Source organism: Clostridium sp. D33t1_170424_F3, from assembly GCF_015667585.1.
Lineage (GTDB): Bacteria > Bacillota > Clostridia > Oscillospirales > Acutalibacteraceae > Anaeromassilibacillus.
This window is the reverse complement of sequence record NZ_JADPEG010000016.1, coordinates 1-26,005: the sequence shown is the minus strand read 5'-3', so window position 1 is coordinate 26,005 and position 26,005 is coordinate 1. Positions and strand designations below refer to the sequence as shown.

The window sequence follows — 26,005 nt, the reverse complement described above, 5'->3', positions numbered from 1 at the left end:
TTTCCTGAATCGCAGCCCTAACCTATCCAAACTGAGGTGAAATGCCATGCACGATCGCAGCAAGCTACGTCGAACGATTTCCTGCCTTTCCATCCTTCTGATTTTCCTGGCGGCCATGACAGCGCTTCCCACCGCCATTGCGGAAGCGGAAGCGCCGGCAAGCTCGTCCCCCTCCCATATGGAGAGCGAGCGGTACACGGGCGCTCCGGAGGAAGACGGCTATGTGGACACCCTTCCCGTCAACCCCGGCGCGGATACCGGGGAAGGCGAGGTGGAAATCCTCTATTACTTTTATAACCGCTGCCTTTCCTGCGATGAGGAAGCCACCATCAAAGAGAATATTCTCGGGATGGTCAAAAAGGATTTTCCCAACGTTACAGCGGATTTGACCATCTGCAACGTGGCGGAGGAAGAGAATCTGGAATCCCTGAAACAGGAATTCGCGGAGCGGGACATCAGCGAGGAAAAACTGATGCTGCATCCGATCGTCTTTATCGGGGACGACGTGATGATCGGCTCGCAGGAGTTGGGGGAAGGTTTTCAAACCGCCGTAACCCATTCCCTGAATGCCAGCCGAAAAGCCGCTTCCAATCAGGTGACGGTGCAGTATCTGTATGCGGACGGCTGCGCGGAGTGCGAAAAGGCAAAGGCATTTTTAGACGGCGTCACAGAGATCCAGGTAAAGAACGCGGATGGAACGGTCACGGAGAAGCCCTTCCGCGTCGACGCGGTCAACGCGGGAAACATTGCCGACATTGAACGGATTAACGCGTTGTACCGCAAGCACCAGGTCAAGCCCGAAGAACAGCGCGTACCAATCGTTCTGTACGACGGCGGCTATCTGGTCGGCTACGACGACATCAGCAAACATTTGGTGCAGGCGCTGGAAAGCGGGACGGCCGCGGGGACCTTTTCGCAGGAAAATGCGGCGATGTCCGCCGCCGACCTGTTCTGGATCGCCCTGTCCGGCTTCATCGGGGGACTGTCTCCCTGCTCGATGTCGCTGATTCTGCTCCTGTTCTCCCTGCTGGCCACGGACAAACGCCGGGTGCTCAAGGCGGGTTCCGGCTTCATCCTCGGCAGGATCATCGCGTATTTCCTGATGGGAACCGTATTCTACGGCATACTGAGCGCCGCCAGCAAGGCGTTCCTGTCTGGGATTAACACGGCAATCACTGTCCTGGTGGTCATTGTGGGCGCTGTTTTCGCCACCTTAAGTTTGATCGATTTTATCCGGACAAGGAAGGGACAGGCCGGTAAAGCCATCTTACAGTTTACACCCAGGATGAAAACATTCTATCAAACCTGCATGCAAAAGGTTTCCGCAGGAAAAGCGCTGTTCTTTGCGGCCATGGCCGCGGGCGCAGTCGTTGCCGTGGGGGAATTCCTGTGCACCGGCCAGCTTTTCGCCGCGACTGTGCTCTACTATTTTGACGCAGGCGCGGGAAATTGGCTGCTTGGCGCGGCGGTCTTCCTTCTTTACGCGGTCATGCTGTCCCTGCCCGCCGTTGCGGTGACGCTGCTGCTCTACAAGGGCAAACAGTATCTGGAACTGGCGGACCGGTTTGCGGGAAAAGAACATCTGGTTAAGCTGTTTATGTCCCTTCTGTTTCTTGGTTTTACCATTTTGGGCGTTTGCCACCTGCTGGGGAACTGACCCCGGCCTGTGGATGCGTCTTCCATTACAAAGGAAAAATGCCGGCGGTCTCCGGAGGTTTGGTCCCGCCCAACCGGGATAAGGCCGCGGCAGCATCACTTTTGCAGGGGCCAAAAATAGATGAAAAAGGAGGATTTATGTGAAACGGGTTACAAAATTCGCCACCGCAGTCGTCACCGCATTTTTGGCGGCGGCCATGCTGGCGACCGGCGCTAGCGCGCATGATAACGGCGTTGGAAAAACGCCTCCCATGGGATGGTCCAGCTGGAACGCGTTCTGGGCAAACATCGACGAAGACCTGATTGTCGACACAGCAGACGCCATGGTGGAACACGGTCTGAAAGACGTAGGATATGAGTATGTCAATCTGGACGACAACTGGCAGTCCTCTGAACGGGATGTAAACGGCCGGCTGCAGTTTGATCCGATCCGCTTCCCGCACGACGGCAACTGGTTGTCCCAACAGCTTCACGACAAGGGCCTAAAGGTCGGCCTTTACACCTCAAACGGCCTGTTCACCTGCCAGGATATGCCGGCTTCCGAGTTCCGGGAGCTGAGCGACGCAACAAGCTTTGCGGAATGGGAAATCGATTATTTTAAATACGATTACTGCCATAATGTACAGCTTTCGACCACCGCATACGGCATTCACGGCCTCAAAATCGCAAAGCCCTACGCACCGGGAACGGAAATTTACTCCTACGAAGCCAAAGATGCGAAGCTGGAGGGCACCGCTGTGCTCAAGGGCAACTACATCGATGGCCTGGGAGAAAACGCAGGCTTCGCAACCTTTACGGTTAATGTTCCGGAAGCAGGCGCCTATGCGCTGAACCTGGACTTCTATAAGAAGCCGTCCAGCACGGAAGTGCCGATGTTTATCACCATCAACGGCGACGACCGCCATCCCTACCGGATGATGCTTCCCGCGACCGGCTATACGGACGGCGCGCCCGGAAGCCGCGCCGCCGCGATGCTGGAGCTCAACGCGGGCGAAAATACCCTGAAGTTCTACAACCCCATCCGCAGCTCCAACCGCGACTACGACACCGCACGCTACAATTACGGCTTTATGCGCGACAACCTGATGCAGGCCACGGAGAAATATGCGGCGGAAAACGGCAAGGAAAACCGTCCGATCGCGTTCTCCATCTGCGAATGGGGCGGCCGCCAGCCCTGGGTCTGGGGCGGACAGACCGGAAACCTGTGGAGAACCACCGGCGATATCTCCGCCAGCTGGAGCTCCGTCATGAGCATCTACGATGTCAACGTCAATCTGTATCAGTACGCGGGCCGCTATGGCAAGGAAGACGGCGACTATGACTACGGCTGGAACGACCCCGATATGCTGGAGGTCGGCAACGGCTCTTTAACACATGACGAAAACGTATCGCACTTCAGCCTGTGGTGCCAGATGGCGTCTCCGCTGATCCTCGGCAACGACCTCCGCAAGCTCGACAACGAATCGGAAGTCCTTGAGATCATCAAAAACGAGGACGCTATTGCGATCAACCAGGACCCGACCGCCATCCAGGGCATCAAGTTTAAGGACGACGGCGACCTGGAATACCTGGTGAAGCCTTTGACCGACGGACGGGTTTCCCTGCTGATGTTCAACCGCTCCGGCGAAGACGCCACCATGAGCATGGAAATCTCCCAGATCGGCGACCTGGTCCGGGATAAGGACGAAACCTACTACGAGAACTATTACAATCTGGACAAGACGGCTGTCTATCATCTGAAGGATGTGTGGGAAAAGAACGAAGACGGCGCCAACGTGGAGTTTGACTCCCCCGTTGCTTCCGCGGTTGTTCCCTCTCACGGCGTAAAAATGTATATCGTTTCCCCGGGCGAGGAAGTCGACAAAGCCGTATATGTGATCGGCAGCCTCTCCAAGACCAGGCTGAAGAGCGGCGAATCGGCGGTTCTGACGGCAAAGCTGGTCAACGGCGGCAAAACCACCGTCGAAAACGCCAGCCTGAGCCTGAAGCTTCCGGAAGGCGTCACCGCTAAGGCGCTCTCCTCCACGGTTGCAAACAATCTGGCCACAGGAGACAGTCTGGAGGCGCAGTACCGCATTACGGCGGGCAACGTTTCCCTGACCAACGAGCCCCTGATTGTCAGCGCGCTGCTTCTGTACGAAGGAGACCGCCAGCCGGCCACCGCGGAATTCAAGGCCTCGGTTTCCGTTGAAAACGTGGATCCGGGCGACCCACTGGAGGACGGCCCGCTGACCATCCACAATTGGGTATCCGGAAAATCCGGCTGGGGCACCATCCGGCAGGATCGTTCCATCAACGGCAATACTCTGACCATCGCCGGAACTACCTATCCAACCGGTATCGGCACACATGCCAATTCGGAGCTGGTCTATTTCGTCGGCGGACGCAACGTCCAATTTACCGCACTCTGCGGCTCGGACGACGACTCCGGCGGCAACGGCGACATCCGCTTCTATGTCTATGGGGACGACGAGCTCCTGTTTGATAGCGGCGTGATGAAGTGGAAGAGCGCCGCAAAACCCATTGACATCAAAGTAATGAACCACGACTACCTGCGCCTTGTGGTCGATTCCTGCGGCAACATGGACTTTGACCATGCCGACTGGATCGACCCGCAGATCGCTTCGTATGAACCGACCACTGTGCTCGACGGAATCCTGACAGTGAAAAACGCACTGTCCGTCAGCAGCTACTGGAAAGACGCAGTGGACGGCAAGAACCAGGACGGCGGCCCGCTGATGCTCGGCGGTATCGACTACAGCCGTCCGGACGGCGGCTTCCAGGTCAACGCACCTGGACAGGCAATCTATTACATCGACGGCGCAGCTGGCGTCTTTACCGCAAAAATCGGCCTTGGCGACGAGGTACTGGAAAATGCAGGAAAGGGCGCGACCGTCAATTACAAGGTTTACGGCGACAATGACCTGCTTTATGAGCAGTACATGGACGCGTATTCCGATCCCATCGACGTGGAAGTTCCCATGGCGGGATATAAATTCCTGAAGCTGGTCGTGGAAGAGGTGGAAAGCACGCTGTACGACCATGCCTGTTGGGTAGAACCGAGATTCAAAGCCTCCGTCAACCTTTTGGCGAATATGATCGATGAAGCGGAGGAAAAGCTGGCTTCGACGGGCAACGTATCGCGGGACGCGGCCGATGCGCTGAGAGCTGCTATCGACAACGCACAGGCCATCGTGGACAAGGGCAGCGACGCCACAGCGGAAGAAATTGCTTCCGCCGCCAAGGAGCTGCGCGAAGCTATGCGGAAATTTGATTCCGCTACCTATGTTGTGGACAAGTCCGGCCTTTACGGGGCGATTATTCTGGCGAAATGCATCAACGAGGAAGATTACGATGCAGCCGAGTGGGCCGCTTTTAAGAAGGTCTATGACGCCTCCTACGAGGTCTACCTGAAGGAAGGCGCTTCTCAGGAAGAAGTCGACAAGGCGGAAGAAAAGCTGCGCCGGGCCATGAAGGACCTGGATTGGGTCGCAAACGACCTGAACGGCGACGGCAAACTGGATCAGAAGGATATTGACATCCTCCGCGGTTACATCGCCGGCACGGTAGAACTGACCGACGAGCAGCTGCTCCTGGCGGACTACGACGGAAACGGAATCGTCGATGTGCGCGATCTGATCAAGTGGAAACAATATCTGGCAAACCACGGCGGCTGATCACCGCTTGGCAAAAAACTTTTATCACAAAAACAGCGGGGTACCGGTTTGCACCGGTACCCCGCTGTTTTGCTATTTAAAATCCACGGAATGTCCTGTGGAGTATGATGCCGTAGGATAAGCGCGCAGGTTATGCTTACCTGGACCAGCCGCGCACCGCTTTAAAGATTTGGATGCAAAGCGTCGGCAGGAACGCCAGCAGCGCAATGGTCCCTACATTCGCCAAGGAAAGCGGCGTCACCAGGAACAGGCCGCTCAGGAAGGGCAGGAAAAGCACGGCGCACAGCAGCAGGACGCCCGCTCCAAAGGCCATCAGGCTGTATTTGTTGCTGAGAAGTCCCAGGCGGAAAATCGACTGCCTGCCGCGGCAGTTAAAGCCATGGAACAGCCGGGACAGCGTCAGCGTGGCAAACGCCATGGTGGTTGCCAACGCGGCGCTCGTCTGCAATCCAATGTAGAACGCCGCCATGGTTGCAATGCCGATCAAAAGGCCCTGTGTAAAAATCTTGCCGATCAGCGAGCCGTTGAGAATCGGCTCCCTGGGATCGCGCGGCTGACGGTCCAGCAGGTCCTTGCGCGCCGGTTCCATCCCGATGGCGATGGCGGGCAGGCTGTCCGTCAGCAGATTGATGAACAACAGGTGCACCGGTGCGAACGGCATGGGCAGCGCCATAATGGAGGTATACAACACGCACAGAATGCCCGCCATATTGCCGGACAGCAGGAACTGAATTGCGTTCTTGATGTTTTCATAGACATTGCGCCCGTTGAGCACCGCTTTGATAATCGTGGCAAAGTTGTCGTCCGCCAGAATCATGGAAGCCGCGTCCTTGCTGACCTCCGTTCCGGTGATCCCCATGGCGACGCCGATATCGGCTTTTTTCAGCGCGGGCGCATCGTTTACGCCGTCGCCGGTCATGGAAACAATCTTTCCCCGGCGCTGCCACGCGTTGACAATTCGGATTTTATTTTCCGGAGAAACACGCGCATAAACGGAGATTTTTGCAAGCGTTTCATCCAGCTCCGCGTCCGTCATGCGGTCCAGTTCCACGCCTTCCAGCGCCATATCGCCGTCCATAAAAATGCCGATCTGCTTTGCAATGGCGGTCGCGGTAATCTTATGGTCGCCCGTGATCATGATGGTACGGATACCGGCGCGCTTTGCGTCCGCCACCGCCTGCATGGATTCCACACGCGGCGGGTCGATCATGGAGATCAGGCCGATGAAGGTCAGGCCGGTTTCATCCTCCAGCGTGAGAGGCCGCGCCGCGTCCAGCTCCCGATAGCCAAAGGCCAGGACGCGCAGGCCCTGCTCAGACAGCTCCCGGTTGACGCGGTGCAGCTCCTGTTTGCCCTGTTCCGTCAGTTCCCGCATACCCTCGCTGGTATAGATATGCGTCGCGCGGGCAAGAAGCACGTCGATCGCGCCCTTTGTCAGCAGCGTGGGTTTGCCGTCCACGTCGTGCAGCGTGCTCATCAGCTTGCGGTCGGAATCGAACGCCAGCTCGCCCAGACGGGGATGCTGCCTGCGGTAGGCCACCTCTTCCACGCCGTAACGGTCGCCGAGCTGCACCAGCGCCACCTCCGTCGGGTCGCCGATTTCCACGCCCTCCACGTCGGTTGCGTCGCTGTCCAGCACCGCGGCCTTCAGAAGCAGACGCTGGGGATCGTTTAAAAGCTGCATCTCGCCGCCGTCCAGCAATTTGCCGTCCGCATACACCTTCTGCACTTTCATCTTGTTTTGGGTCAGCGTACCGGTTTTATCGGAGCAGACAACGGAAACGGAGCCGAGGCTCTCCACCGCCTTCAGATCCTTGATAATCGCGTTTTCCTTGGCCATCTTCTGGGTGCCGAGCGCCAGCACAATGGTCACAATTGAACTGAGCGCCTCCGGAATCGCGGCGACCGCCAGCGCCACGGCGAACATCAGGGAATCCAGTACCGGCATCGCGCGGTACAGCGAAAGGCCAAACACCAGCGCGCAGATGCACAGGATGATGACCGCCAGCTTTTTGCTGAAGTCGTCCAGACTCTGCTGCAAAGGCGTTTTGCGCTGCTGGGTCTGGTTCATCAGCGCGGCGATTTTTCCCAGCTCCGTCTGCATTCCGGTGCCGGTAACCACCACCGTGGCGCGCCCATACGTGACCAGCGATCCGGAAAAGACCATATTCTTCTGGTCCCCCAGCGCAACCTCTCCGCCCTCGATAGTTTCTTCCGTCTTGTCCACGCCCTCCGATTCGCCGGTCAGGGAGCTTTCGTTCACTTTCAGGGAGAAATTCTCCAAAATACGCCCGTCCGCGACGACCATGTCGCCCGCCTCCAGGAAGACGATGTCGCCCGGCGCCACGTCGCGTGAGGGGATTTCCTGCCGCGCGCCATCGCGCAGGACCTTCGCCGACGGCGAGGACATCGCCTTAAGGCTGTCCAGAGACTTCTCCGCTTTGAAATACTGCACGGTTCCCAGAATCGCGTTCAAAAGGATCACCGCAAAGATCACCAGCGTGCTTTCGCTCTGCCCGGACAGCAGGGAAATGACCGCCGCAATCATCAGGATCACCACCAGCAGGTCCTTGAACTGCTCCAGGAATACCTGCAACAGCCCTTTCTTTTTGCCCTCGACCAGGGCGTTGGGTCCATATGTTTCCAGTCTTTCCTTTGCCTGCGCGCCGGTCAGGCCGTTCCGGCTGCTCTTCTGCTCGCGCAATGTTTCCCCGGCGGAACGGTTGAAGAATGTGTTCGCCATGTTTTTTCTTCCCTCCATTTGATTGACCTCCGCCCGACCGCCGGAAAATAAAAAAAGACTTCCGGCGGCCGCCTGCGTATAGCAGGACAGCCCTCCAAAAGTCTTGTCACCGAAAATCGGCACACGCCGCCAGGTTCGCAGGGAACCGGGTATGTTGATCGGCGCGTATTATAACTACTCCCTTTTGTTGGGTATATAACAGAGATATGATGGAATTCATTATAGAGGATTTACCCGTCTCTGTCAACGTTCCTGCCAAATTTTACAGATTGTTCTTATTCCGTCGCACACTGCTAACTTTTGCCCTGCCGGTACACCTTGCCCGCCACAGGGGTGATCTCCTTCTCCGCCAGCAGCTCCGAGACGGTGACAAACTGGAACCCCTGCTTGGACAGCTCCGGCAGAATGACCTCCAGCGCGTCCGCCGTGGTGGAATACATGTCGTGCATCAGGATGATATCCCCATCCTTGACCTTTCCGATTACCTCTTTGACAACCGCGTCCTTATTGCGGGTTTTCCAGTCCAGCGTGTCGATGGACCACAGCGCAAGCGGCTTCTGCACACTGGTCTTGACGGCGTCGTTCACCGCGCCGTAGGGCGGGCGCAGCAGCGTAGGCACCACCGGCACCAGCTGGGAGATACGGGCATCCGTCTCGTTGACCTGGTAAGTAATGTCCTTTACGCTGAGCTTGGTCAGGGAAGGATGGTTATACGAGTGGTTGCCGATCTCATGCCCCTCCTCATATTCGCGCTGTAAAATGGAAGCGTAACTGTCCACGCGGTTTCCCAGCACAAAAAAGGTGGCGCGGGCATTATTCTGCTTTAAAATATCCAGGATACGCGGCGTAACCTTGGCGTTCGGCCCATCGTCAAAGGATAGGGCTACAACGGGGCGGCTTTTGTCGATGGCGGCGGGGGCCGCCGGCTCCTCCAATACGCGCTCCGGCGCCGCGTTGGCGGCCGCAAGCTTTTCCGTCGTGTTGACGTTCAGGTAGGCTTTCAGCTCCGCATATGGGATGTCCACGTACGGCAATCCGTAACTGCCCGCGAAGAGCTGGTACTTTTGAAAATACAACCGCAGGGCGTCGTCCGTCAGTGCAAAGGACTGGTAATTTTCGTCCTCCGGCGCGGTGCCGCGCATGAACTGCTCGTCCTCCGTCAGGCCCGCATAGCTTGTGTTCTCGCGGAAATGTTTGCGGGTCAGGTCCGCGAGCGCCTGCAGATAGTCGCCCTTGAGCGCCTCGTGCAGCGTCAGCTCCTTTTCGTCCTTCAGGTCAAACGTCATGGTGCGGACAAATACGTCCGGATGCGCCAGCGTGGAAAAATCAATCTCCACATGGAACACCACGGAAACAGTCCGATCGCCCGCCAGATAGGACTCGTAATCCACCAGCAGGGAACCCGTCGCCCTGCCGCGGCCCTGCTCCTCCCTGAGCTGCTTCTGGTATTCCTGTAACAGGGAATCGACTTGCGCGCGGATTTTATCGTCTACCTTCTGGATACCCAGCACCGGAAAGTGCACACTAACGGCGTTGTCCGGATCGTTGTTTAAAATGGATTCCGTTACGCCCACCTGCTGTTCCTTGGAAGGGCTTGGAAAATGCAAATTCTGCAGTAAAACCTGTTTGTCCTCCGGGGAAAGCGGCTGTGCGCGGTCCTGCTGCGCGGACGCCGAAAAAAACAGCATCGCGGCCGCAAATACCGCCGCACAGCCCAATAAAAAACCGGTCTTTTTAACCGTTTGTCCTGTTTGGTTCATCGTACATCCCTCCACCGCTCTAGTATGGCAGGAATACGGCGGTTCCATACCCTTCGCGCCGCAAACTCCGCCTGCAAAAAATTTCATGCGGAACCTTGACAAAGCAAAATGCATATGATATGTTATATGAAATCTCTTTGCGCTGCACGGCGTCTTTTGTAAAGATGCCCAATCAACAGTACAAACTGAGCAGGCGATGGAAGTTTTCCATGGGGCCGGGCCGTTTCCTACGGCAGCAGATGAAACCGACTGCGTACATCTGCGGGACAGTTGTTGTTCCGCAGGTGTTTTTTTATTTTCAGGCCAGAACACCCTGCCGGACGAAGAGGATTCATATGTACATTTTGGGAGGGTCTGGCTATGAAAGTACGGACAAACGAACAAACCGCAATGCACGTCTCGCGGGTCAGCATTTTGGGAAACGTCCTGTTAACCGCTTTTAAGCTCTTTGCCGGTATCTTTGCAAGGTCCGGGGCAATGCTTTCGGACGCGGTGCACTCCGCCTCCGACGTGTTCAGCACCGTGGTGGTCATGATCGGCGTGAAGCTTGCCAACCGCGCGTCCGACAAGGACCATCCCTACGGCCACGAGCGGCTGGAATGTGTGGCCGCCATTTTGCTGGCGGCGCTCCTGTTTGCCACCGGTATCGGCATTGGAGCCAACGGGGTGGAACATATCGTAAACGGCACGCATGGCGGGCTGGCGGTTCCGGGCGCACTGGCGCTGGTTGCCGCCGTCGTTTCCATCGTTTTGAAAGAGGCCATGTACTGGTACACCCGCGCCGCCGCCAAAAAAATCCATTCCAGCGCACTGATGGCGGACGCGTGGCATCACCGCTCCGACGCGCTCTCCTCCATCGGCAGCTTTGTCGGCATCTTCGGCGCGCGGCTCGGCTTCCCGATTCTGGACCCGATTGCCAGCGTGGTGATCTGCCTGTTCATTCTCAAGGCCGCCGTCGATATTTTCCGGGACGCGATCAATAAAATGACCGACCGGGCGTGCGACGACGAGGTGGTGGAGGAAATCCGGGGCGTGGCGGCGGAGCAGGAGGGCGTTCTGGCAATCGACCAGATCAAGACCCGCCTGTTCGGCGACAAGGTCTACGTGGATTTGGAAATCCAGGCGGACGGCAGCGAGACGCTGACGCAGGCGCACGGCACCGCGCAGTGCGTACACGACGCGATTGAAGCGCGGTTTCCCGCCGTCAAGCATTGTATGGTCCACGTGAATCCTTCTGAAAACGAACCGCAGGCATAGATAACAGCCCATGTTTTGATTGTAACGTAGAACGAAATGTGTTTTTCCGCTTTTCTAAAAAGCGGCGGTTTCCAAAGGCAGAGCCTTTGGCCGTTCTCCGCAGAGAACGGGACTCTCTTTATGAGAAGAGCGAGTGGGAACGAGTGATACGGTCCTTTAGGGACCTTTCATGCTGCCGGGCAAACTTCAAAGGGCCGTTGCAGTTTTATTCTGCAACGGCCCTTTGTTATATTTAGCTGGTCTTTCAAATCCTGCTTAGGTATCGCTTTCCTTTACAATATGGACGCTGCCTTTCGCGTGCCTTCCCGTGACCGTCAGCAGATAGGTCCCGCTGTCTTCTATGGCAACCTGGAAGGAGGACGTCGGGACGTTTGTTTTCTCATAGACGGCTTCTTCCCCATCTTTTTGCAGCGAAAGATCCACCTGTCCCCATTCGCTGACGATGGCAAAATCGACCACGTCGCCCGCCTCCAGCTTCAGGGATTGGGTATCCGTTTGGTTCAGCACTTTGTAATCCATCACCAATTGATCTTCGTTTCCCAATCTGCTGCCATCAAACCGCGTACCGATCCATCCACAGGCGGTGACGGAACCCGCAAGCAGCAAAAGCAACAGGAATAAAACGGCCCTTTTCATATGCACACTTCCATCTTCATAAATTTGCAGCCTTTGCCGCCGCACTGTTTTCCATCTGTCCTGCCGGCGGAGCTTACAGCTTCACAAGAATTTCTTCCCCCTCGCTGGTTTGCACCTCGACCAGCGTCAACCCTTTCCATTGCCTCCGAAACCGTTTCAGCTGCGTAACCAGCGCTTCTTTTCCCGTTTCAGAAACCCTGACATACTTTTGGGATGCACACAGCGCGACGGACAGGCCCAGCTTGCTGAACAGAAGGGAATTGGGCAGGTAAAAGGTCCTTAAACGCTTTTGTACGTATTTTTACCTTCATCATTCCACCGTGACTTCAACAATATCTCCTTCGCTGCTCTCCACCTCCACGATCCTGCCGAGCACGCCGTTCTCGATCATGGAAATAATCAGATCAAAATCGAGCGCCTTCAGAATCTCGCTGCCGTTAAACTGCGGGATTTCCAGGTCCATTTCCGCCGCCATTTTGACAAAGGCCAGCGGCAAATTCACCTTGACCTTATCCCCCTGCACCGTGTGGATATTGACGCGCAAAAACATTTCCTCGATCTTTTTCCGTTCCTCCACGGGCACCAGATAGACGGCCTCTTCCTTTTCTTTTACGAGGTCGTCCAGGGACATATGGAAAAAGTCCGAAAGCTCGATCAGGATGGGCAGGTCCGGAATGCTCAGCCCGGTTTCCCATTTACTCACCGCCTGAGAGGACACCCCCATCTTTTCCGCCAGCTCGTCCTGCGTCATTTTTTTCTGTTTTCTAAGATCGCTGATCTTTTCACCGATTGTTTTTTTCATGTTGTTTCCTCTTTTCTATTACGAATCTGTTTTGATTATAGAATAGAGTCCATGAAAAAAGAAGCGATTCACGGTTGAAACGCCCTACCGTTGGTTGTAATTTTAGAAACCGGCGGTTGTATCCGCGCATTTCATCCCGTATTTTCGTCGGTTTCTCGCCATTTATGCGATCCCGAACAACTGTCCCAAAAAGCTTCCCACAATGGACAGCAGCAGGACGGCCCAAAAATAGAGCGGAAACCACGACGGATATACCGCGCACGCCGGAAGCTGCGGCAGCTCCGCCGACCACCGGCCCATCAGCCACTGGTGCAGGAAAAACTCCGCAAAAAGCAGCCCGTACAGCAAAACCGTCAGGCAGATGATCACATCCCATTCCCCAGTCTTTCTTTTCATGGTATCCGCTCCCTTCTGATCATAAAACGAATCAGAAGGGCAAAAACCTTCAAATAAAAGGGACAAACTGGAAAAAATTTAAAAGCCGTTTCCAGACCGGAAACGGCTTTCATCCTATCCCCACGTAAAAGAGGGTTAACTTTTCTTCTCCCAGGTGCGGTACAGGGCCTTTTTTCCAAGGCCGTTCTGCTTCCCCTGCCGTTTCCAGCCGTAATTCGCCACATGGAAATACAGGAAGCGCGGGATGTTCGGCTCCACATAGCGGTCCTCCCCGCCGGTTTTTCCCTGCGCGATCGACGCGGCGAAGGCGGTAAAGGCGGCGCACAGGGACTTTTTGGGGGAGGCGTCCAGCGGGATCCCCACGCTCTGGCCCAGGAACCCGCCCCCGCCGACGGCGACGCCCTCCCCCCAGGGGAACCCGGCGCGGCGGCAGAAATGCCGCATGATTTGGAGCGCATACCGGTTCTGCTTCGTCTCAAAAAAGCCGCAGTTGACCACGGTATAAACAACCGGTTTCTGCTTCTTCCCCGCCGCAACCGCTTCCAGCTCCGTGAGGATGCGCACCAGATGGGACGGCGCCGCGTCCACATAGAGCGGAAAAACAAAAACCAGCGCGTCGCAATCGCAGAGCTGCTCCAAAAACGGCTTCCCCGTGTACGAGGCTGATTCCAGCACAGCCGTCTGCGCCTGTGCCGGCAGGAGCTTTTGCAGCTCCGCGATAAACCAGCCGGAGGCGCTGCCCTTCTTTTTCGGGCTGCCGTTGACCAGACAAATTTTCATTTAAAGCGCCTCCTTTACGTCTTCCAGCACCGGCAGATGATCCAGCCAAATCGCGCGGAAATCCGTGGTGTCCAAATTGAGCGCGTTCGCTTCGACCAAACGGCGGAACGTCTCCCGCTCCGCCGGATCGGCGTCCCCATAGCCGTACACGCGGAAGACGGGCGGCGTCCGGTAGCGCGTTATATGGTGCATTTCCCCGTTGCGTTTGGCAAAGAACGGCAGCAGTCCGCCGATGATGCGGTCCATGCAGTTTTTGACAAAGGGACTGTAGCCGCCGTAGGTCACGCGCGTCAGCAGCACCAGCGCGTCGCACTGGAACAGCCACTTGCCCAAGTCCTGATAAAAATCCTTCCACACACAGACGCCCGGCGTTTTGATCCAACAGCCAAAACAGCCGATGCACGGGTGAATGTCGCCGTGGCAGTCTCCGATCTCCTTGACGTCTTCCGGCAAACCGGGAAAGCATTCCGCAAACGCGGAGGGTTCCAAATCGTGCAGCAACAGTTTCATATCCGCCTCCAAAGTTAACACTGTAAACATTCTGACGGATTGATCATAGCACAGAATGTTTACACCGTCAACTTTTTATTGTATACTTTTGTCAGGAGTTGATCGAGATGGAAGAAAAGCGGTACCACCACGAGAATTTGCGGCAGGAGCTGATCGACGCGGGCATCCGGCTGATCGCGGAGGACGGCGTGGAAAAGCTCTCTCTGCGCCGGATCGCGGCGGCCTGCGGCGTGAGCCACACCGCGCCGTACAAGCATTTTCAAAATAAAGACGATATGCTTGCCGCGATTTTGCAATATGTGCTGACGCAGTTCGCGCAGGGTTTGCAGGCGTCCGTGGACCGCCAGCCCGGCACGCCGCCGGAACGATTGATGGAGCTGGGCAAGGGCTATGTGCAATTTATGGCGGAGCATCCGGACTACTTAAAAATTTTGTTTTTTACCGGGTTTATGTCCCCGATGCCCTGGGAAGAGCTTGCGGACACCTCCACGGACCGGCGGCCCTACCTGCTGTTCCAGCAGACGGCGGTCGCCTATCTGGAATACCTGCATATCCCCGAGCCGGAATACCGCCCGCATCTGATCTCCCTGTGGGCGCTGGTGCACGGCATCGCGGTCATGCTGGTGAACCGGAATATCGACGCGGGGCCGGACTATCTGGACGAGGTGGAACGGACGCTGCGGACCGTCATCCGGTTTGCGCCGGAAGTCCCCTGAAATCACCCATCGATTGGAGGAAATCAAAATGAATTACATTCAGGAAAATAAAGCGGCCTGGGAAGAGGCCTTTGAGCATCGGCATCCCGGCTGGGGCGAAACAAACCATGAGCGATTACTCATCGAGCGCCTTCCCTTCTTTTGCCCGGATGTGGCAAAAGAGCTGGAGACCATCGACTTCCACGGCAAGACCGTCGCGCAGTTCTGCTGCAACAACGGGCGCGAGCTGCTCTCCCTGATGCAGCTGGGCGCAAAGAACGGCTATGGCTTTGACATCGCGGAAAACATCATTCAACAGGCCGCCGGCACCGCGGAGAAAGCGGGCGTCGAACACTGTGAATTTATCGCCTGCAATATTCTGGAAATCCCGCCGCAGTATTACAATCGTTTTGACTTTGTGCTGTTCACCATCGGGGCCATCACCTGGTTTGAGGATCTGGACGCGCTGTTTCAAACTGTTTCCAAGTGCCTGAAGCCCGGGGGCCTCCTGATGATTCACGATTTTCATCCGGTCATGAACATGCTGCCCATGCCGGGCGAACCCGCGTTTGACGAACAGCATTTGAACCGGATCGCGTACTCTTATTTCCGGAAAGAACCGTGGATTGAGAACGAGGGCATGGGATACATGTCGGAGCAGTACGAATCCAAAACCTTCACCAGCTTTTCGCACACGATGTCCGCGATCATCAACGCCGTCAGCGGCGCGCAACTGTCCGTTGTCAAACTGAACGAGTACGATTACGACGTCGGTTTGTCGGAAGCATACGACCATAAGGGCTTCCCTCTGTCCTACCTTTTGACCGCTGAAAAGCGGTGAAAGAAAACCGGCCCGACCGGGGCGCACCCCGCCCTGACCGTTTTATGAAAAAACCTGCCGAAACGCGCATCATGCGGTCGTTTCGGCAGATTTTTATATCATACAGTATTATATATTAAATAAACAACAAATAGTATTCAATTATTTTTCTAAAAAGCAGTAAATGATAACACTTTGTTTGTAGACGCGCAATATTAAAAAAGATAAAATAGAAACATGAACTGCTTTATATCTCATCCCCCAAAGCGTCAATATTTTTCACTTAACAAATATTGGCATATCTATTGACTTTCGTGGCACAATTCCCTATTGTTATATCATGGGCCACGAAAGTGAGGTGAAGCCATTGCCCGAAAAAAAGAAAATGGGTCGTCCAACCGACAATCCAAAAGGCACCTCCGTACATGTCCGTCTGGATCAGGAATGCTGCGATGTTCTGGACGCGTACTGCAAAAAAGTGCCGGTCCCGCGAACGGAAGCAATCCGGCGGGGGATTAAGCTGTTGAAGGGCGAGCTGGAAAAGTAAAGGAAAGCGGCCCACACTCAAAAATGCGCCGCTTTCCCCACAAAACCACAGCGCCTCAGAAAGGCTCTGCACAAATATTTTACCATGTGCAGCGCATTCTGGCAAGGCGCCGTGGAAACAGAAAGGAAATAAACCAATGAGCATAATTGAAAATCTGTTTTTCATGGATTCCAGGGCGAGCACCACTATTTTTGACGACGATTCATCCGCGGCCCGCGCGGACCAGACTGTCCAGCAAAACGAACAAATCCTGTTTGACCTGCTGCACGGCAGAGAACGCCAGCTCTTTTCCGATTACGTGGATGCACAGTCGACGATTGAAGGCTCTGTTTCGGCGGAAAAATTCTGCTACGGCTTCCGGATGGGCGCGCTGTTGATGCTGGAACTTTTAGACAACTATGAGGAATTTGCCGAAGCGCAGATTTTTCGCAAAACACCCTGATTCAAGGGAGGACGGACTATGAAAAAACTGTTGATTTGGGGCGCGGGCGACCAGGGAACCGTCACGCTGGACTGTGCCCTGGCGATGAAGACATATGATTCCATCGCCTTTTTATCTTTTGCGGAGAGAGACGCGCGTGAGATACCAAATTACACGATATACCGGGAGCAGGACGTCGACCTCCGCGCGTTCCTGCCGTCCTTCGATGAGGTGATCGTCGCAACGGGCGACAACTCTCTGCGCGAACAGAAGAGTTCCCTTTTAAACGCGCTGGACATTCCGCTGGCAACCGTCGTCCACCCCACGGCTTTTATCAGTCCCTTTGCGCGGGTTTCGGCGGGATGCACGGTTCTCGCGTTTGCCGTCGTTCATACCAACGCCTTTGTCGGAACCGGCTGCATCGTCAACACCGGGGCAATTGTGGAGCACGACTGCGTGCTGGAAGACTTCGTCAACGTCTGCCCCAAAGTCTCCATGGCCGGACACACCACCATCGGCAGAAAAGCGTTTTTGGGGATTGGATGTACCATCATCAACAATGTCTCCGTCGGGGAAGAAGCGGTCGTTGGAGCCGGGGCGGTGGTCATCCGTGACGTACCGGCCCGCGAGGTGGTGGCGGGCGTTCCGGCAAAACGCATCAGGTAATGACAGAAGCCGCTGTTTCCCGTACCGTACGATTACAATTGACGACGCTCCCCCGCCTTTGGCGGGGGAGCGTTTCTTCCTGTACTGCCGATATTTTGCGTATCACGCACACTGCGAGACACCTTTTTTCGTGCCGTTTGGCTCAAATGCGGACGTTTTTCCGTTATAATACAATACTTTTCGTATAATTGTTATTTAAATAAACAAATTGGTATCAGAGGTTTCCGCCGAACCGAGGAATGTCGCCACGCCGCCCAGCTCCACGCCGTCGAGCAGTTCCTCCGCGCGGATGCCCATGATGTCCATGGACATCTGGCAGGCAACGACGCGCACACCGTTGTCCATGGCGGACTGGATCAGTTCCTCCAGAGAGGAAACGTTCTTGCTCTTCATCACTTCGCGGATCATCTTCGAGCCCGCGCCCGCCATATGCATTTTGGAAAGCTTCAGCTTTTTGCTGCCGCGCGGCATCATCATGCCAAACATCTTTTCAATCACATTCTTTTTGACCTTGACCTTCTCGCTCCTGCGCAGGATGTTCAGCCCCCAGAAGGTAAAGAACAGCGTCACCTTGCGGCCCATCGCCGCCGCGCCGTTGGCGATGATGAACGCCGCGATCGCCTTATCCAGATCGCCGCTGAAAATCACCATCGTTTTGTCGTGCCCTTCCTCCGACGCAATGGCGCACGACGGCGCGGGGTTTGCACCGCAGCCCTTTTGCAGCACGACTTCATAGGTCCCCTTCTCGTTCTGGACGGAAAGCAGCCGGTTCCCCGTGCTCTTGCACCACGCCTGAATATCGGAGGCAAAGGCGGGGTCTGTCGCGCGGATGCAGAGCTGTTCGCCCTCCGCGATGCCCTTCATCCCTTCGGCAACCTTCATGATCGGCCCGGGGCACTGCAGCCCGCAGGCGTCCACCACAATGGTTTTCACGTCATGATCCGCCCTTTCTTCCTCCGGTTTCTGCGGCGCGGGAGGCTCTGCAAATTCGTTCTTCGCATGCACCAGCTGATACGTCTTATACCCGCCGCTCAGGTTATACGCGTCAAACCCGTGCTGCTTCAGAATCCGCGTGGCAAGATAGCCGCGCAATCCCACACGGCAGGTCACATAGACCGGCTTCTTCGGGTCCAGCTCGCCCAGCCGCCCGCGCAGCTCATCCAGCGGCAGGTTCCGGAAGCCCGGCACCGTGCCCATGCGCACTTCCTCCGGCATGCTCACGTCCAGCCGCGTGGTCTGCTCCGGGTCGAGCGCCGGCACGTCTTCGGCGTAGATCACGGGCATATCGCCCTTCAGGATATTTGCGGCGGTAAAGCCCAGCATGTTAACCGGGTCCTTGGCGGAGGAATACGGCGGCGCGTAGCAGAGCTCCAGTTCCTCCAGATCGTACACCGTGCCGCGCAGGCGGATCACCGCCGCCAGCACGTCGATGCGCTTTTCCACGCCCTCATACCCCACGGCCTGCGCGCCCAATACTTTGCCGTCCTCTGCAAAGAGCAGCTTCATCGAGATCGGCGTTGCGCCGGGGTAATAGGAGGCGTGCGACTGCGGGTGGACATAGGTCTTCCGGTACGCGATTCCCTGCGCCCGGGCCTGCTTTTCGTTCAGGCCCGTCGAGGCGGCGGTCAGATCGAACACCTTCAGCACGGAGCTGCCCTGCACGCCCTCACCCGTTGTCTTTTGCGCGCCCAGCGCATTTTCCGCCGCGATGCGCCCCTGCTTGTTGGCGGGGCCCGCCAGCGGCACCAGATTTTCCTGTCCGGTCACCAAATTCTTTACACCGATCGCATCGCCCACCGCGTAGATGTCCGGGTCGGAGGTCTGGTAATTTTCATTCACGGCGATGCTGCCGCCGACGCCCAGCTGGAGGCCCGCCTCCTTCGCCAGCCTGTTTTCCGGCGCGACGCCCATGCTGAGCAGTACCAAATCCGCATGCAGCGGCTCGCCCTTTGTCAGACGCACTGCCAATGCGCCGTCCTTCTCTTCAATCCCCGTCAGGCCGGTTTCCAAACGCAGGCGCACGCCGTGCTCCGCCAGATGGCGGTGCAGCAGGTTCGCCATCTCTTTGTCCAGCGGCGCGACCACCTGGTCCGCAAACTCGACGATACTGACGTCCAGCCCGCGCTCCTTGAGGTTTTCCGCCATCTCCACGCCGATGAAGCCGCCGCCCACCACCACGGCGGACGCGGCGTTTTTCTCCCGGATGTACTGATCGATGCGGAAGGTGTCCGGCACCGTGCGCAGGGTGAACACGCCGTCCAGCTCCACACCGGGCAGGTTCGGGCACTTCGGCTCCGCGCCGGGGGACAGGATCAGCTTATCGTACGATTCCGTATAGGTTTTCCCCGCCGCGTGGTCCCGCACCTGCATGGTTTTCGCTTTGCGGTCGATGGACAGCACCTCGTTCTGCACGCGGACATCCACACGGAACCGGCTGCGCAGCAGCTCCGGCTTTGTCACCAGCAGCGCGTCCCTGCTTTTGATGCTGCCGCCAATATAATAGGGCAGGCCGCAGTTCGCATAGGAGATATACTCCCCTTTTTCAAACAAGACGATTTCCGCGTCCTCGCTCAGTCTTCTCAACCGGGTGGCCGCGCTGGCTCCGCCCGCGACGCCTCCCACAATGCATATCTTCATGGCTTTCGCTCCTCTCTGCATTTCCTGCTTTCATTCTATACTCTTTTTCACAATTGGCAAGTGACTAAGTTACAAAGACGCCGGCGCACAATTGGAAGAATCCACAAAAAACGATTCCTCTCGCTGCAGGCGAAAGAAATCGTTTCTTATCCTGTCCATATTTTGCGGCACAGCGGTCTGTGCTTTAAATCGGCAGCAGCGCCTGCGCCACGTTAAAATAGATCACCAGGGAAAAGGCGTCCACAATGGTTGTGATGAGCGGCGCGGCCATAATCGCCGGGTCCGCGTGCAGCAGCTTTGCCAGCATCGGCAGCACGCCGCCGACGGTCTTCGCCATCAGCACGGTGGTGAGCATCGCAATTGCGACGGTCAGGGCAATCAGCTCGTTCCCGGGGAACCGGATGGAAAGCTGGATAAAATTCACCACGCTCAGCGCCACGCCGACCAGCAGGCTGACGCGCAGCTCCTTCCAGAACACGCGGAAAAAATCGTGGAAGGTGATGTCGCCCACCGCCATGCCGCGGATCACCATGGTGCTGCTCTGGCTGCCCGCGTTGCCGCCCGTATCGGTCAGCATGGGAATAAACGTGACCAGCATCGGCATGGCGGCAAACGCCGCCTCGTACCGGCCCAGAATGCCGCCCGTGATCATGCCGGAAACCATCAGCACCAGCAGCCAGACGATGCGGTTTTTCGCCAATACAAACACGTTTGTTTTAAGATAGGGCTTTTCCGACGGATGCATTGCCGCCATTTTTTCAAAGTCCTCGGTCGCCTCCTCTTCCATGACGTCCATCACGTCGTCGACGGTGACAATGCCGACCAGCCGGTTCTCGTGGTCCACCACGGGCATGGAGATAAAGTCGTATTTCATCATGCGCTGGACGGCCTCTTCCTGGTCCTCCATCGTGCCCGCCGTAATGACGTCCGGCTCCATCAGCGTCTCGATAATCTGGTCGTCCTGCGCCAGAAGTAGCTCTTTGACAGTGACGACGCCCTCCAGGCGGCGGCTTTCGTCGATCACATAGCAGGTGTAGATCGACTCGCTGTCCTCGCCGGTGCGGCGGATGCGCTTGATCGCGTCGCTGACCGTCATATTTTTGCGCAGGTCGATGTATTCCGCCGTCATGAGGCTGCCGACGGAATTTTCCGGGTAATTCAAAAACTGGTTGATGAGCTGGCGCGTGTCCGGCTTGGCGTTTTTCAGCACGCGCTTGACGACGTTTGCGGGCAGCTCCTCCAGCATGTCGACCGCGTCGTCCACAAACAGGTCCTCGATGATGGCAGACAGCTCCGTATCCGTGATGGAACCGACGATGACCTGCTGCACCTCGGGCGGCAGGTTGGCGAATACCTCCGCCGCCAGCTCCTTGGGCAGGGTACGGAACACCACCGTCGCGCGCTCCTGCGGAAGCTGCTCAATGAAGTCGGCGATGTCCACCTCGTTTTCTTCTGCCAGCGCCGCGCGCAGGGCGCGAAAATCCTTCCGTTCCAGCAGACGGAACAGCAATTCAAAATCATATTCTTTTTCCATTGGTTTCTCCTCCTGTTTTTGATTACAGCGAGGAAGCAGCCAAACGGACAGAACCGCATGGGGATACGCTGATTGTTACAGCGCATCCCCATGCGGTGACGTCACTTTTCCAAATCTGTTTTACAGGGCGCGGAAAAACAAGCGCCGCGGCGTAAAGCAGCTCCGCAAAGGAACGCCACTGTCCATCTTCGTACTTCGTCCGCATAAGTCCACTTGTTTTTCCCCCTTTTTGATTCAAATTGTTTCATTCCGGGCGGATTTTAACCGCAATCACAGAATAGCACTTTCGCACGCCAATTTCAACCCATTTACGAATTCTTTTTCGTATTTTCCGCAAATTAGATGCGGTCAACATATTTTCCGTTTCCCAATATTCGATTCCCGCATAGTATGGAACAATTGTCTGGAAAGGAAGTGCGCATATGCGGGAAACATTACATAGGTGCCTGGGCCTCCGCGAGACCATCACCATCACGGCGGGCACCGTTATCGGCGTGGGACTGTTCACCGTGGGGGCCAACGTCGTGGGCGTCCTCGGCCCGTTTGTCATTCTGGCAACGCTCGCGGCGCTGCTCATCAGCATTTACCCCTCCCTGCTCTACGCGGAGATGGGAGGGGCCCTTCCCTCCGCCGGGGGAACCTACCGCTACGCGGCCCTCGGGCTGGGCCGCCCCTTCGGCATGCTGGCGGGGTGGAGCTTTGTGATCTCCATGGTCTCCGTCGCCAGCGGAGAAGCGCTTGCGTTCAGCTTTTACCTGCGGACCCTGCTGGAGGCGCTGGGGCTTTCCCTGCCCATCGGCGACCGCTGGATCGCCTGCCTTGCCGTCGCCGGATTCCTGATTTTGGCGGTGCGCGGCGTGGAGATGACCGGACGGCTGCAAAACGGATTCATGTTCTTCTTCTGGGGCGTCGCCATCGTGTGGATTCTCTCGACGCTCCCGTCCATGCACTTTGGAGAAGCGCTGCCCGTACCGGACCCGGCCAGTTTGACCTTTGCCGGCTTCCTGCCCTGCGTCGCCATGGTGTGGTGGTGCTTTGCGGGCTTTGAGACCTGCTGCGCCATGGGGGAGGAAATCCGCCGCCCGCGCGTGAACCTGCCGCGCGCGCTGTTTCTCGCGCCCTTCCTGGTCTTTGCGGTGAACGGGCTGTTCCAGTGGGCGCTGCTGCGCATCGTCCCGCCGGAATCCATCGCTTCGCTGGCGGACGCCGCGGCCCCCTACGCGCAGGGGATGAAGCAGGCGGGCATCGTCGGCTTTCCGCTGGTCCTGCTCTGCCTGGGCATCGCCTTTGGCGGAGATTTCTCCACCCTGAACGCCAGCGTGACCGCGCCCGCCCGGTACCTGTACACCATGGCGCGCGACGGCGCGCTGCCGAAGGTCTTTGCAAAGCTGCATCCTCGCTGGAAAACGCCTGTTGCGGCGATTGCGGCGCTCGGGATTTTTACCCTTGTGCTGATCTCGACCGATTCCATCAACTACATTGCGTCGCTCTCCCTGTTCTGCACCCTGCTGTATTACATCATCGGCATGGCGGCGGCCTGCGCGCTGCGCGTCCGGCAGCCCGCGCTCTCCCGCCCCTACCGCGCGCCGTGGATCCGGCTGGGCGCGCCGGTCAGCATTGTGATCTATCTGTTCATGATGACGCAGCTGGAGCGTTCCGCCGTCCTGACAGGCGCCGCCTGCTGTGCGCTCGGCATGGCGGCCTTCCTGCTCTGCCGCAAAAGGGGCGCCCCGCGCGAGGAAGCGCTCCTTCCGCCAGACGATGCGCCGCCTTCTCCCGACGAACAGCGGCGCATGGACCGGGAATACCGCCTGTGGAAATGGGCCGTCGCAGTCGCGGTTCTGCTTGTGCTCGCCCTGCATCTTCCGCTTCTTCTGGGGGCCGTCCTCTGAAAATCCACATACCGCCGTCCTGTCCCGCATACCTATTAAAAAACAGGAACCAAAGGGGGACGCGGATACGGTACAGCAACGGCTTTTGACAGAAGGCCGCCCGTTTGAAACACTGGTGCGGTTTTCCCTTCCATTTCTGCTATCCAATATTTTGCAGGCCTGTTACGGCGCGTCAGACCTGTTCATGGTGGGCCATTTTTCCGATTCCGTAGGAGTCGCGGCGGTCGCAACGGGCGGGCAGATCATGCAGACCATCACCGGGCTGTCCATCGGGTTGACCGCGGGCGGCACCGTGTTGATCGGCCGGACCTTCGGCGCGCAGCGCAAGCAGGAGGTCGCCCACGCGGTCAAAACGATTTGCATTGTGTTCGGCCTGTTCTCGCTGCTGGTGACCGCGGCGACCATTCTGCTGCTCGATCCCATCTGCCAGTGGATGCAGGTGCCGCCGGAGGCGGTGGAGATCACCCGCCAGTATCTGTTCATCTGCGCGTGCGGCATTTTATTCATCGTCGGATACAATGCCATCAGCGCCATCCTGCGCGGGCTTGGAGATTCCCGCACGCCGTTGATTTTGATTGCGGTGGCGTGCGTCATCAATGTTTCCACCGACCTGCTGTTTGTAGGCGTGTTCCGGATGGGCGCGCCCGGCGCGGCAATTTCCACCGTGATCGCGCAGATCGCCAGCCTGCTGCTGGCAATCATCTATCTGGCATACCGGGGCTTTCTGGGAAAATACCGCAGGCACGCGCCCTGCTTCCGGCTCTGCGCCGCGAAGGACGCGCTGGCGGCTGGTCTTCCCATCGCCTTGCAGGAAGGGCTGGTCAACGTCTCGTTCCTGATTATCACGGCTCTGATCAACGGCATGGGGCTGGTCGCGTCCGCGTCAATCGGCGTGGTGGAAAAACTGATCGCGTTCAGCATGCTGCCCACCACCGCCTTTGCTGCGGCCCTTTCCGCCGTGACGGCCCAGCACCAGGGCGCGGGGCTGATGGACCGGGCGCGGAGCTGTATGCGCATGGCGATCGGGCTTTCTCTGGTCTTTGGGGTCGCGTGCTTTCTGCTGGCACAGTGGAACGCGCCGATGCTGGTGGGCCTGTTCACTGCGGACCCGCTGGTCATCGAAGCCGGCGCGTGGTATCTGCGCTCGTACAGCCTGGACTGCGTCGTCGTCTGCTTTGTGTTCTGCATGAACAGCTTTTTGAGCGGCGGCGGGCATCCGCTGTTCCCGCTGTTCCACAGCCTGCTGACAACATTTTTGGTGCGCATCCCCGTTTCGTACCTGCTGACCTGTACGGCCCACCCTTCGATGTTCCAAATCGGCTTTGCCGCACCCGCGGCTTCACTTCTCTCCATGCTGCTCTGCCAGTGGTTCATTGCAAGGAATTTTGGAGACGGGACACAGGCCTGCGGTCAGCTCGCACCTACGGCGAGGAACACTTTTAGAGGAACACTTTTATCTGACAGGTAATGACTAAAACGTGTTTTTCCGCTTTTCTAAAAAGCGGCGGGATCAAAGGACAGAGTCCTTTGCCGCTCCTCGCAAGGAGCGGGACTCTCTTCCTGAGAAGAGCGAGTGGGAACGAGTGATATAGTCCTTTACGGACCTTAGTGCTACCAGGCAAACTTTAGGGGCCGTTGCAGAATAAAACTGCAACGGCCCCTTGTCAATGATCATACAAACCCTTTTCCTTATGCCAGCACGCGGAGTGCTTTCAACAGTGAAACGCAGTCCAGCATTCCCCGGCGGTAGGCGTACTGGTTTTCACGACAGCTGATCTCCGCAAGGGTTTCAAAGCATTCCCGTACAAAGCCCTGTTCAACCTCTGCCAGCATCGTTTCGCATTCCCGGTCAATCTGATCCCATTTTTCTATCAGGGATTCGTATTCCCCCTCGCGCGTGAATTCCCGCATGGCGCTGTCAAACAACTGGTTAAACATTTCGTTCAACGTATCTTGCTTCAAATCATTCATCCTTTCCTGTCGTTCACCCACACGCTTGAAAGGATTTGCAATGCATGTTATACTATTTACACTGCAATGGTCCTTTGGGCGATTGTGGGTGTGTGAAGGAAGCGGTTGATCTTTGTGGGAGAAAGCCGCTTCCTTTCATTTTTTGAGGTCGTCATACTTTTCCTGGATACTTCTGCGCACAAACTCGGAGCGGTTGGTCTTTTCCATTTCACAACATGCGTCCAGCTTTGCCAGCGTCTCCTTGTCCATTTTTACTCTTAACATAAACGTTTTTGGACTATCTGTAGGACGACCCATCTTTTTTTGCGGCACTAATGCATTCACCTCGCTTTCGTAGCACCTAAATATATAATAATGTACGTAGCACCTAAAGTCAAGTGATTACTTGCGCCTCTTAAAATAAAGTATATTGTTTTTTATCGTTGCAGTCCATCCGCCGATACCGCACATTTGTTGCCTAATAGAGTCAGGACCCCCGGCAAAGCCGGGGGCTTGGGAAAGCCCTAGAAGGGCATGATACAGACAACACCCCTGAAGGGGCCACGAATGGGTCGGCCAACTGCATTGCTGACTCATGGCGGGCCCCTAAAGGGGCATTACTTTTT

22 protein-coding genes and 1 riboswitch are annotated in these 26,005 nt (G+C 56.8%); of the genes, 10 read left to right on the top strand and 12 right to left on the bottom strand.

The genetic code is table 11. The features are described 5' to 3' along the window. Nucleotides 1-46 precede the first annotated feature (46 nt). Both I4V53_RS11080 and I4V53_RS11075 read left to right on the top strand, forming a co-directional pair. Complete coding sequence (locus tag I4V53_RS11080) at nt 47-1,657, top strand: hypothetical protein (protein WP_195985759.1); 1,611 nt, start codon at nt 47-49, stop codon at nt 1,655-1,657. A 139-nt stretch (nt 1,658-1,796) separates the two neighbouring features. Next, nucleotides 1,797-5,333: an NPCBM/NEW2 domain-containing protein gene (locus tag I4V53_RS11075; protein WP_195985758.1), complete on the top strand. Its 3,537-nt coding sequence runs from the start codon at nt 1,797-1,799 to the stop codon at nt 5,331-5,333. Between the two features lie 136 nt (nt 5,334-5,469). Here the strand turns inward: I4V53_RS11075 and I4V53_RS11070 are convergent, their stop codons facing one another. Then, nucleotides 5,470-8,076 carry a cation-translocating P-type ATPase gene (locus tag I4V53_RS11070; protein WP_195985792.1) on the bottom strand — a complete coding sequence of 869 codons (2,607 nt, stop codon included), beginning with the start codon at nt 8,074-8,076 and terminating at the stop codon, nt 5,470-5,472. A gap of 293 nt (nt 8,077-8,369) precedes the next feature. Further along, nucleotides 8,370-9,836: a polysaccharide deacetylase family protein gene (locus I4V53_RS11065; protein ID WP_195985757.1), complete on the bottom strand. Its 1,467-nt coding sequence runs from the start codon at nt 9,834-9,836 to the stop codon at nt 8,370-8,372. Nucleotides 9,837-10,011: 175 nt separating this feature from the next. Next, nucleotides 10,012-10,108: riboswitch (NiCo riboswitch) on the top strand. 88 nt (nt 10,109-10,196) lie between these two features. Here I4V53_RS11065 and I4V53_RS11060 point away from each other — a divergent pair. Continuing rightward, nucleotides 10,197-11,093: a cation diffusion facilitator family transporter gene (locus I4V53_RS11060; protein WP_195985756.1), complete on the top strand. Its 897-nt coding sequence runs from the start codon at nt 10,197-10,199 to the stop codon at nt 11,091-11,093. Between the two features lie 255 nt (nt 11,094-11,348). Here I4V53_RS11060 and I4V53_RS11055 read toward each other — a convergent pair whose 3' ends face one another. The 5 genes from I4V53_RS11055 to I4V53_RS11035 all read right to left on the bottom strand — a co-directional run bounded on the left by I4V53_RS11055 (nt 11,349) and on the right by I4V53_RS11035 (nt 14,217). Next, nucleotides 11,349-11,729, bottom strand: a complete 381-nt coding sequence (locus I4V53_RS11055) for a hypothetical protein (protein ID WP_195985755.1) — start codon at nt 11,727-11,729, stop codon at nt 11,349-11,351. 310 nt (nt 11,730-12,039) lie between these two features. Further along, nucleotides 12,040-12,531, bottom strand: coding sequence for a helix-turn-helix domain-containing protein (locus tag I4V53_RS11050; RefSeq protein WP_195985754.1), 492 nt, complete (start codon nt 12,529-12,531; stop codon nt 12,040-12,042). Between the two features lie 162 nt (nt 12,532-12,693). Further along, on the bottom strand, nt 12,694-12,927 hold the full coding sequence (locus I4V53_RS11045) for a hypothetical protein (protein WP_195985753.1): 234 nt from the start codon (nt 12,925-12,927) through the stop codon (nt 12,694-12,696). Between the two features lie 135 nt (nt 12,928-13,062). Further along, complete coding sequence (locus I4V53_RS11040; protein WP_195985752.1) at nt 13,063-13,707, bottom strand: hypothetical protein; 645 nt, start codon at nt 13,705-13,707, stop codon at nt 13,063-13,065. Further along, nucleotides 13,708-14,217, bottom strand: a complete 510-nt coding sequence (locus tag I4V53_RS11035; protein ID WP_195985751.1) for a flavodoxin family protein — start codon at nt 14,215-14,217, stop codon at nt 13,708-13,710. A gap of 107 nt (nt 14,218-14,324) precedes the next feature. On the opposite strand from I4V53_RS11035, the gene I4V53_RS11030 reads away from it, so the two are divergent. The 5 genes from I4V53_RS11030 (at nt 14,325) to I4V53_RS11010 (ending at nt 17,366) form a co-directional block, all read left to right on the top strand. Further along, nucleotides 14,325-14,933: a TetR/AcrR family transcriptional regulator gene (locus tag I4V53_RS11030; RefSeq protein ID WP_195985750.1), complete on the top strand. Its 609-nt coding sequence runs from the start codon at nt 14,325-14,327 to the stop codon at nt 14,931-14,933. 28 nt (nt 14,934-14,961) lie between these two features. Continuing rightward, a complete protein-coding gene (locus I4V53_RS11025; RefSeq protein ID WP_195985749.1) occupies nt 14,962-15,753 on the top strand; it encodes a class I SAM-dependent methyltransferase in 792 nt (263 codons plus the stop codon). Nucleotides 15,754-16,099: 346 nt separating this feature from the next. Continuing rightward, entirely contained in the window at nt 16,100-16,279 is a 180-nt protein-coding gene (locus tag I4V53_RS11020; protein ID WP_195985796.1) for a hypothetical protein, read from the top strand. Nucleotides 16,280-16,415: 136 nt separating this feature from the next. Further along, nucleotides 16,416-16,721, top strand: a complete 306-nt coding sequence (locus tag I4V53_RS11015; RefSeq protein WP_195985748.1) for a DUF6809 family protein — start codon at nt 16,416-16,418, stop codon at nt 16,719-16,721. Nucleotides 16,722-16,739: 18 nt separating this feature from the next. After that, the gene (locus I4V53_RS11010) at nt 16,740-17,366 is read left to right on the top strand and encodes an acetyltransferase (protein WP_195985747.1); all 627 of its coding nucleotides are present in this window, start codon (nt 16,740-16,742) and stop codon (nt 17,364-17,366) included. Between the two features lie 195 nt (nt 17,367-17,561). Here the strand turns inward: I4V53_RS11010 and I4V53_RS11005 are convergent, their stop codons facing one another. From I4V53_RS11005 to I4V53_RS10995, 3 genes are all read right to left on the bottom strand, one after another. Continuing rightward, nucleotides 17,562-20,003, bottom strand: a complete 2,442-nt coding sequence (locus tag I4V53_RS11005) for a DsrE/DsrF/DrsH-like family protein (RefSeq protein ID WP_195985746.1) — start codon at nt 20,001-20,003, stop codon at nt 17,562-17,564. A 184-nt stretch (nt 20,004-20,187) separates the two neighbouring features. Next, nucleotides 20,188-21,537: a magnesium transporter gene (gene mgtE, locus I4V53_RS11000; protein WP_195985745.1), complete on the bottom strand. Its 1,350-nt coding sequence runs from the start codon at nt 21,535-21,537 to the stop codon at nt 20,188-20,190. A 22-nt stretch (nt 21,538-21,559) separates the two neighbouring features. Further along, nucleotides 21,560-21,742 (bottom strand): hypothetical protein, encoded by a 183-nt coding sequence (locus I4V53_RS10995; RefSeq protein WP_195985744.1) that lies wholly within the window; start codon nt 21,740-21,742, stop codon nt 21,560-21,562. Between the two features lie 217 nt (nt 21,743-21,959). Between I4V53_RS10995 and I4V53_RS10990 the strand changes: the two genes are divergently transcribed. Then, nucleotides 21,960-23,429 carry an APC family permease gene (locus I4V53_RS10990; protein WP_195985743.1) on the top strand — a complete coding sequence of 490 codons (1,470 nt, stop codon included), beginning with the start codon at nt 21,960-21,962 and terminating at the stop codon, nt 23,427-23,429. An 85-nt stretch (nt 23,430-23,514) separates the two neighbouring features. After that, nucleotides 23,515-24,897, top strand: coding sequence for an MATE family efflux transporter (locus I4V53_RS10985; protein ID WP_195985795.1), 1,383 nt, complete (start codon nt 23,515-23,517; stop codon nt 24,895-24,897). Nucleotides 24,898-25,118: 221 nt separating this feature from the next. Here the strand turns inward: I4V53_RS10985 and I4V53_RS10980 are convergent, their stop codons facing one another. Next, nucleotides 25,119-25,391, bottom strand: coding sequence for a hypothetical protein (locus I4V53_RS10980; RefSeq protein ID WP_195985742.1), 273 nt, complete (start codon nt 25,389-25,391; stop codon nt 25,119-25,121). 144 nt (nt 25,392-25,535) lie between these two features. Continuing rightward, a complete protein-coding gene (locus I4V53_RS10975) occupies nt 25,536-25,649 on the bottom strand; it encodes a ribbon-helix-helix protein, CopG family (protein WP_286167121.1) in 114 nt (37 codons plus the stop codon). Between the last annotated feature and the right edge of the window lie 356 nt (nt 25,650-26,005).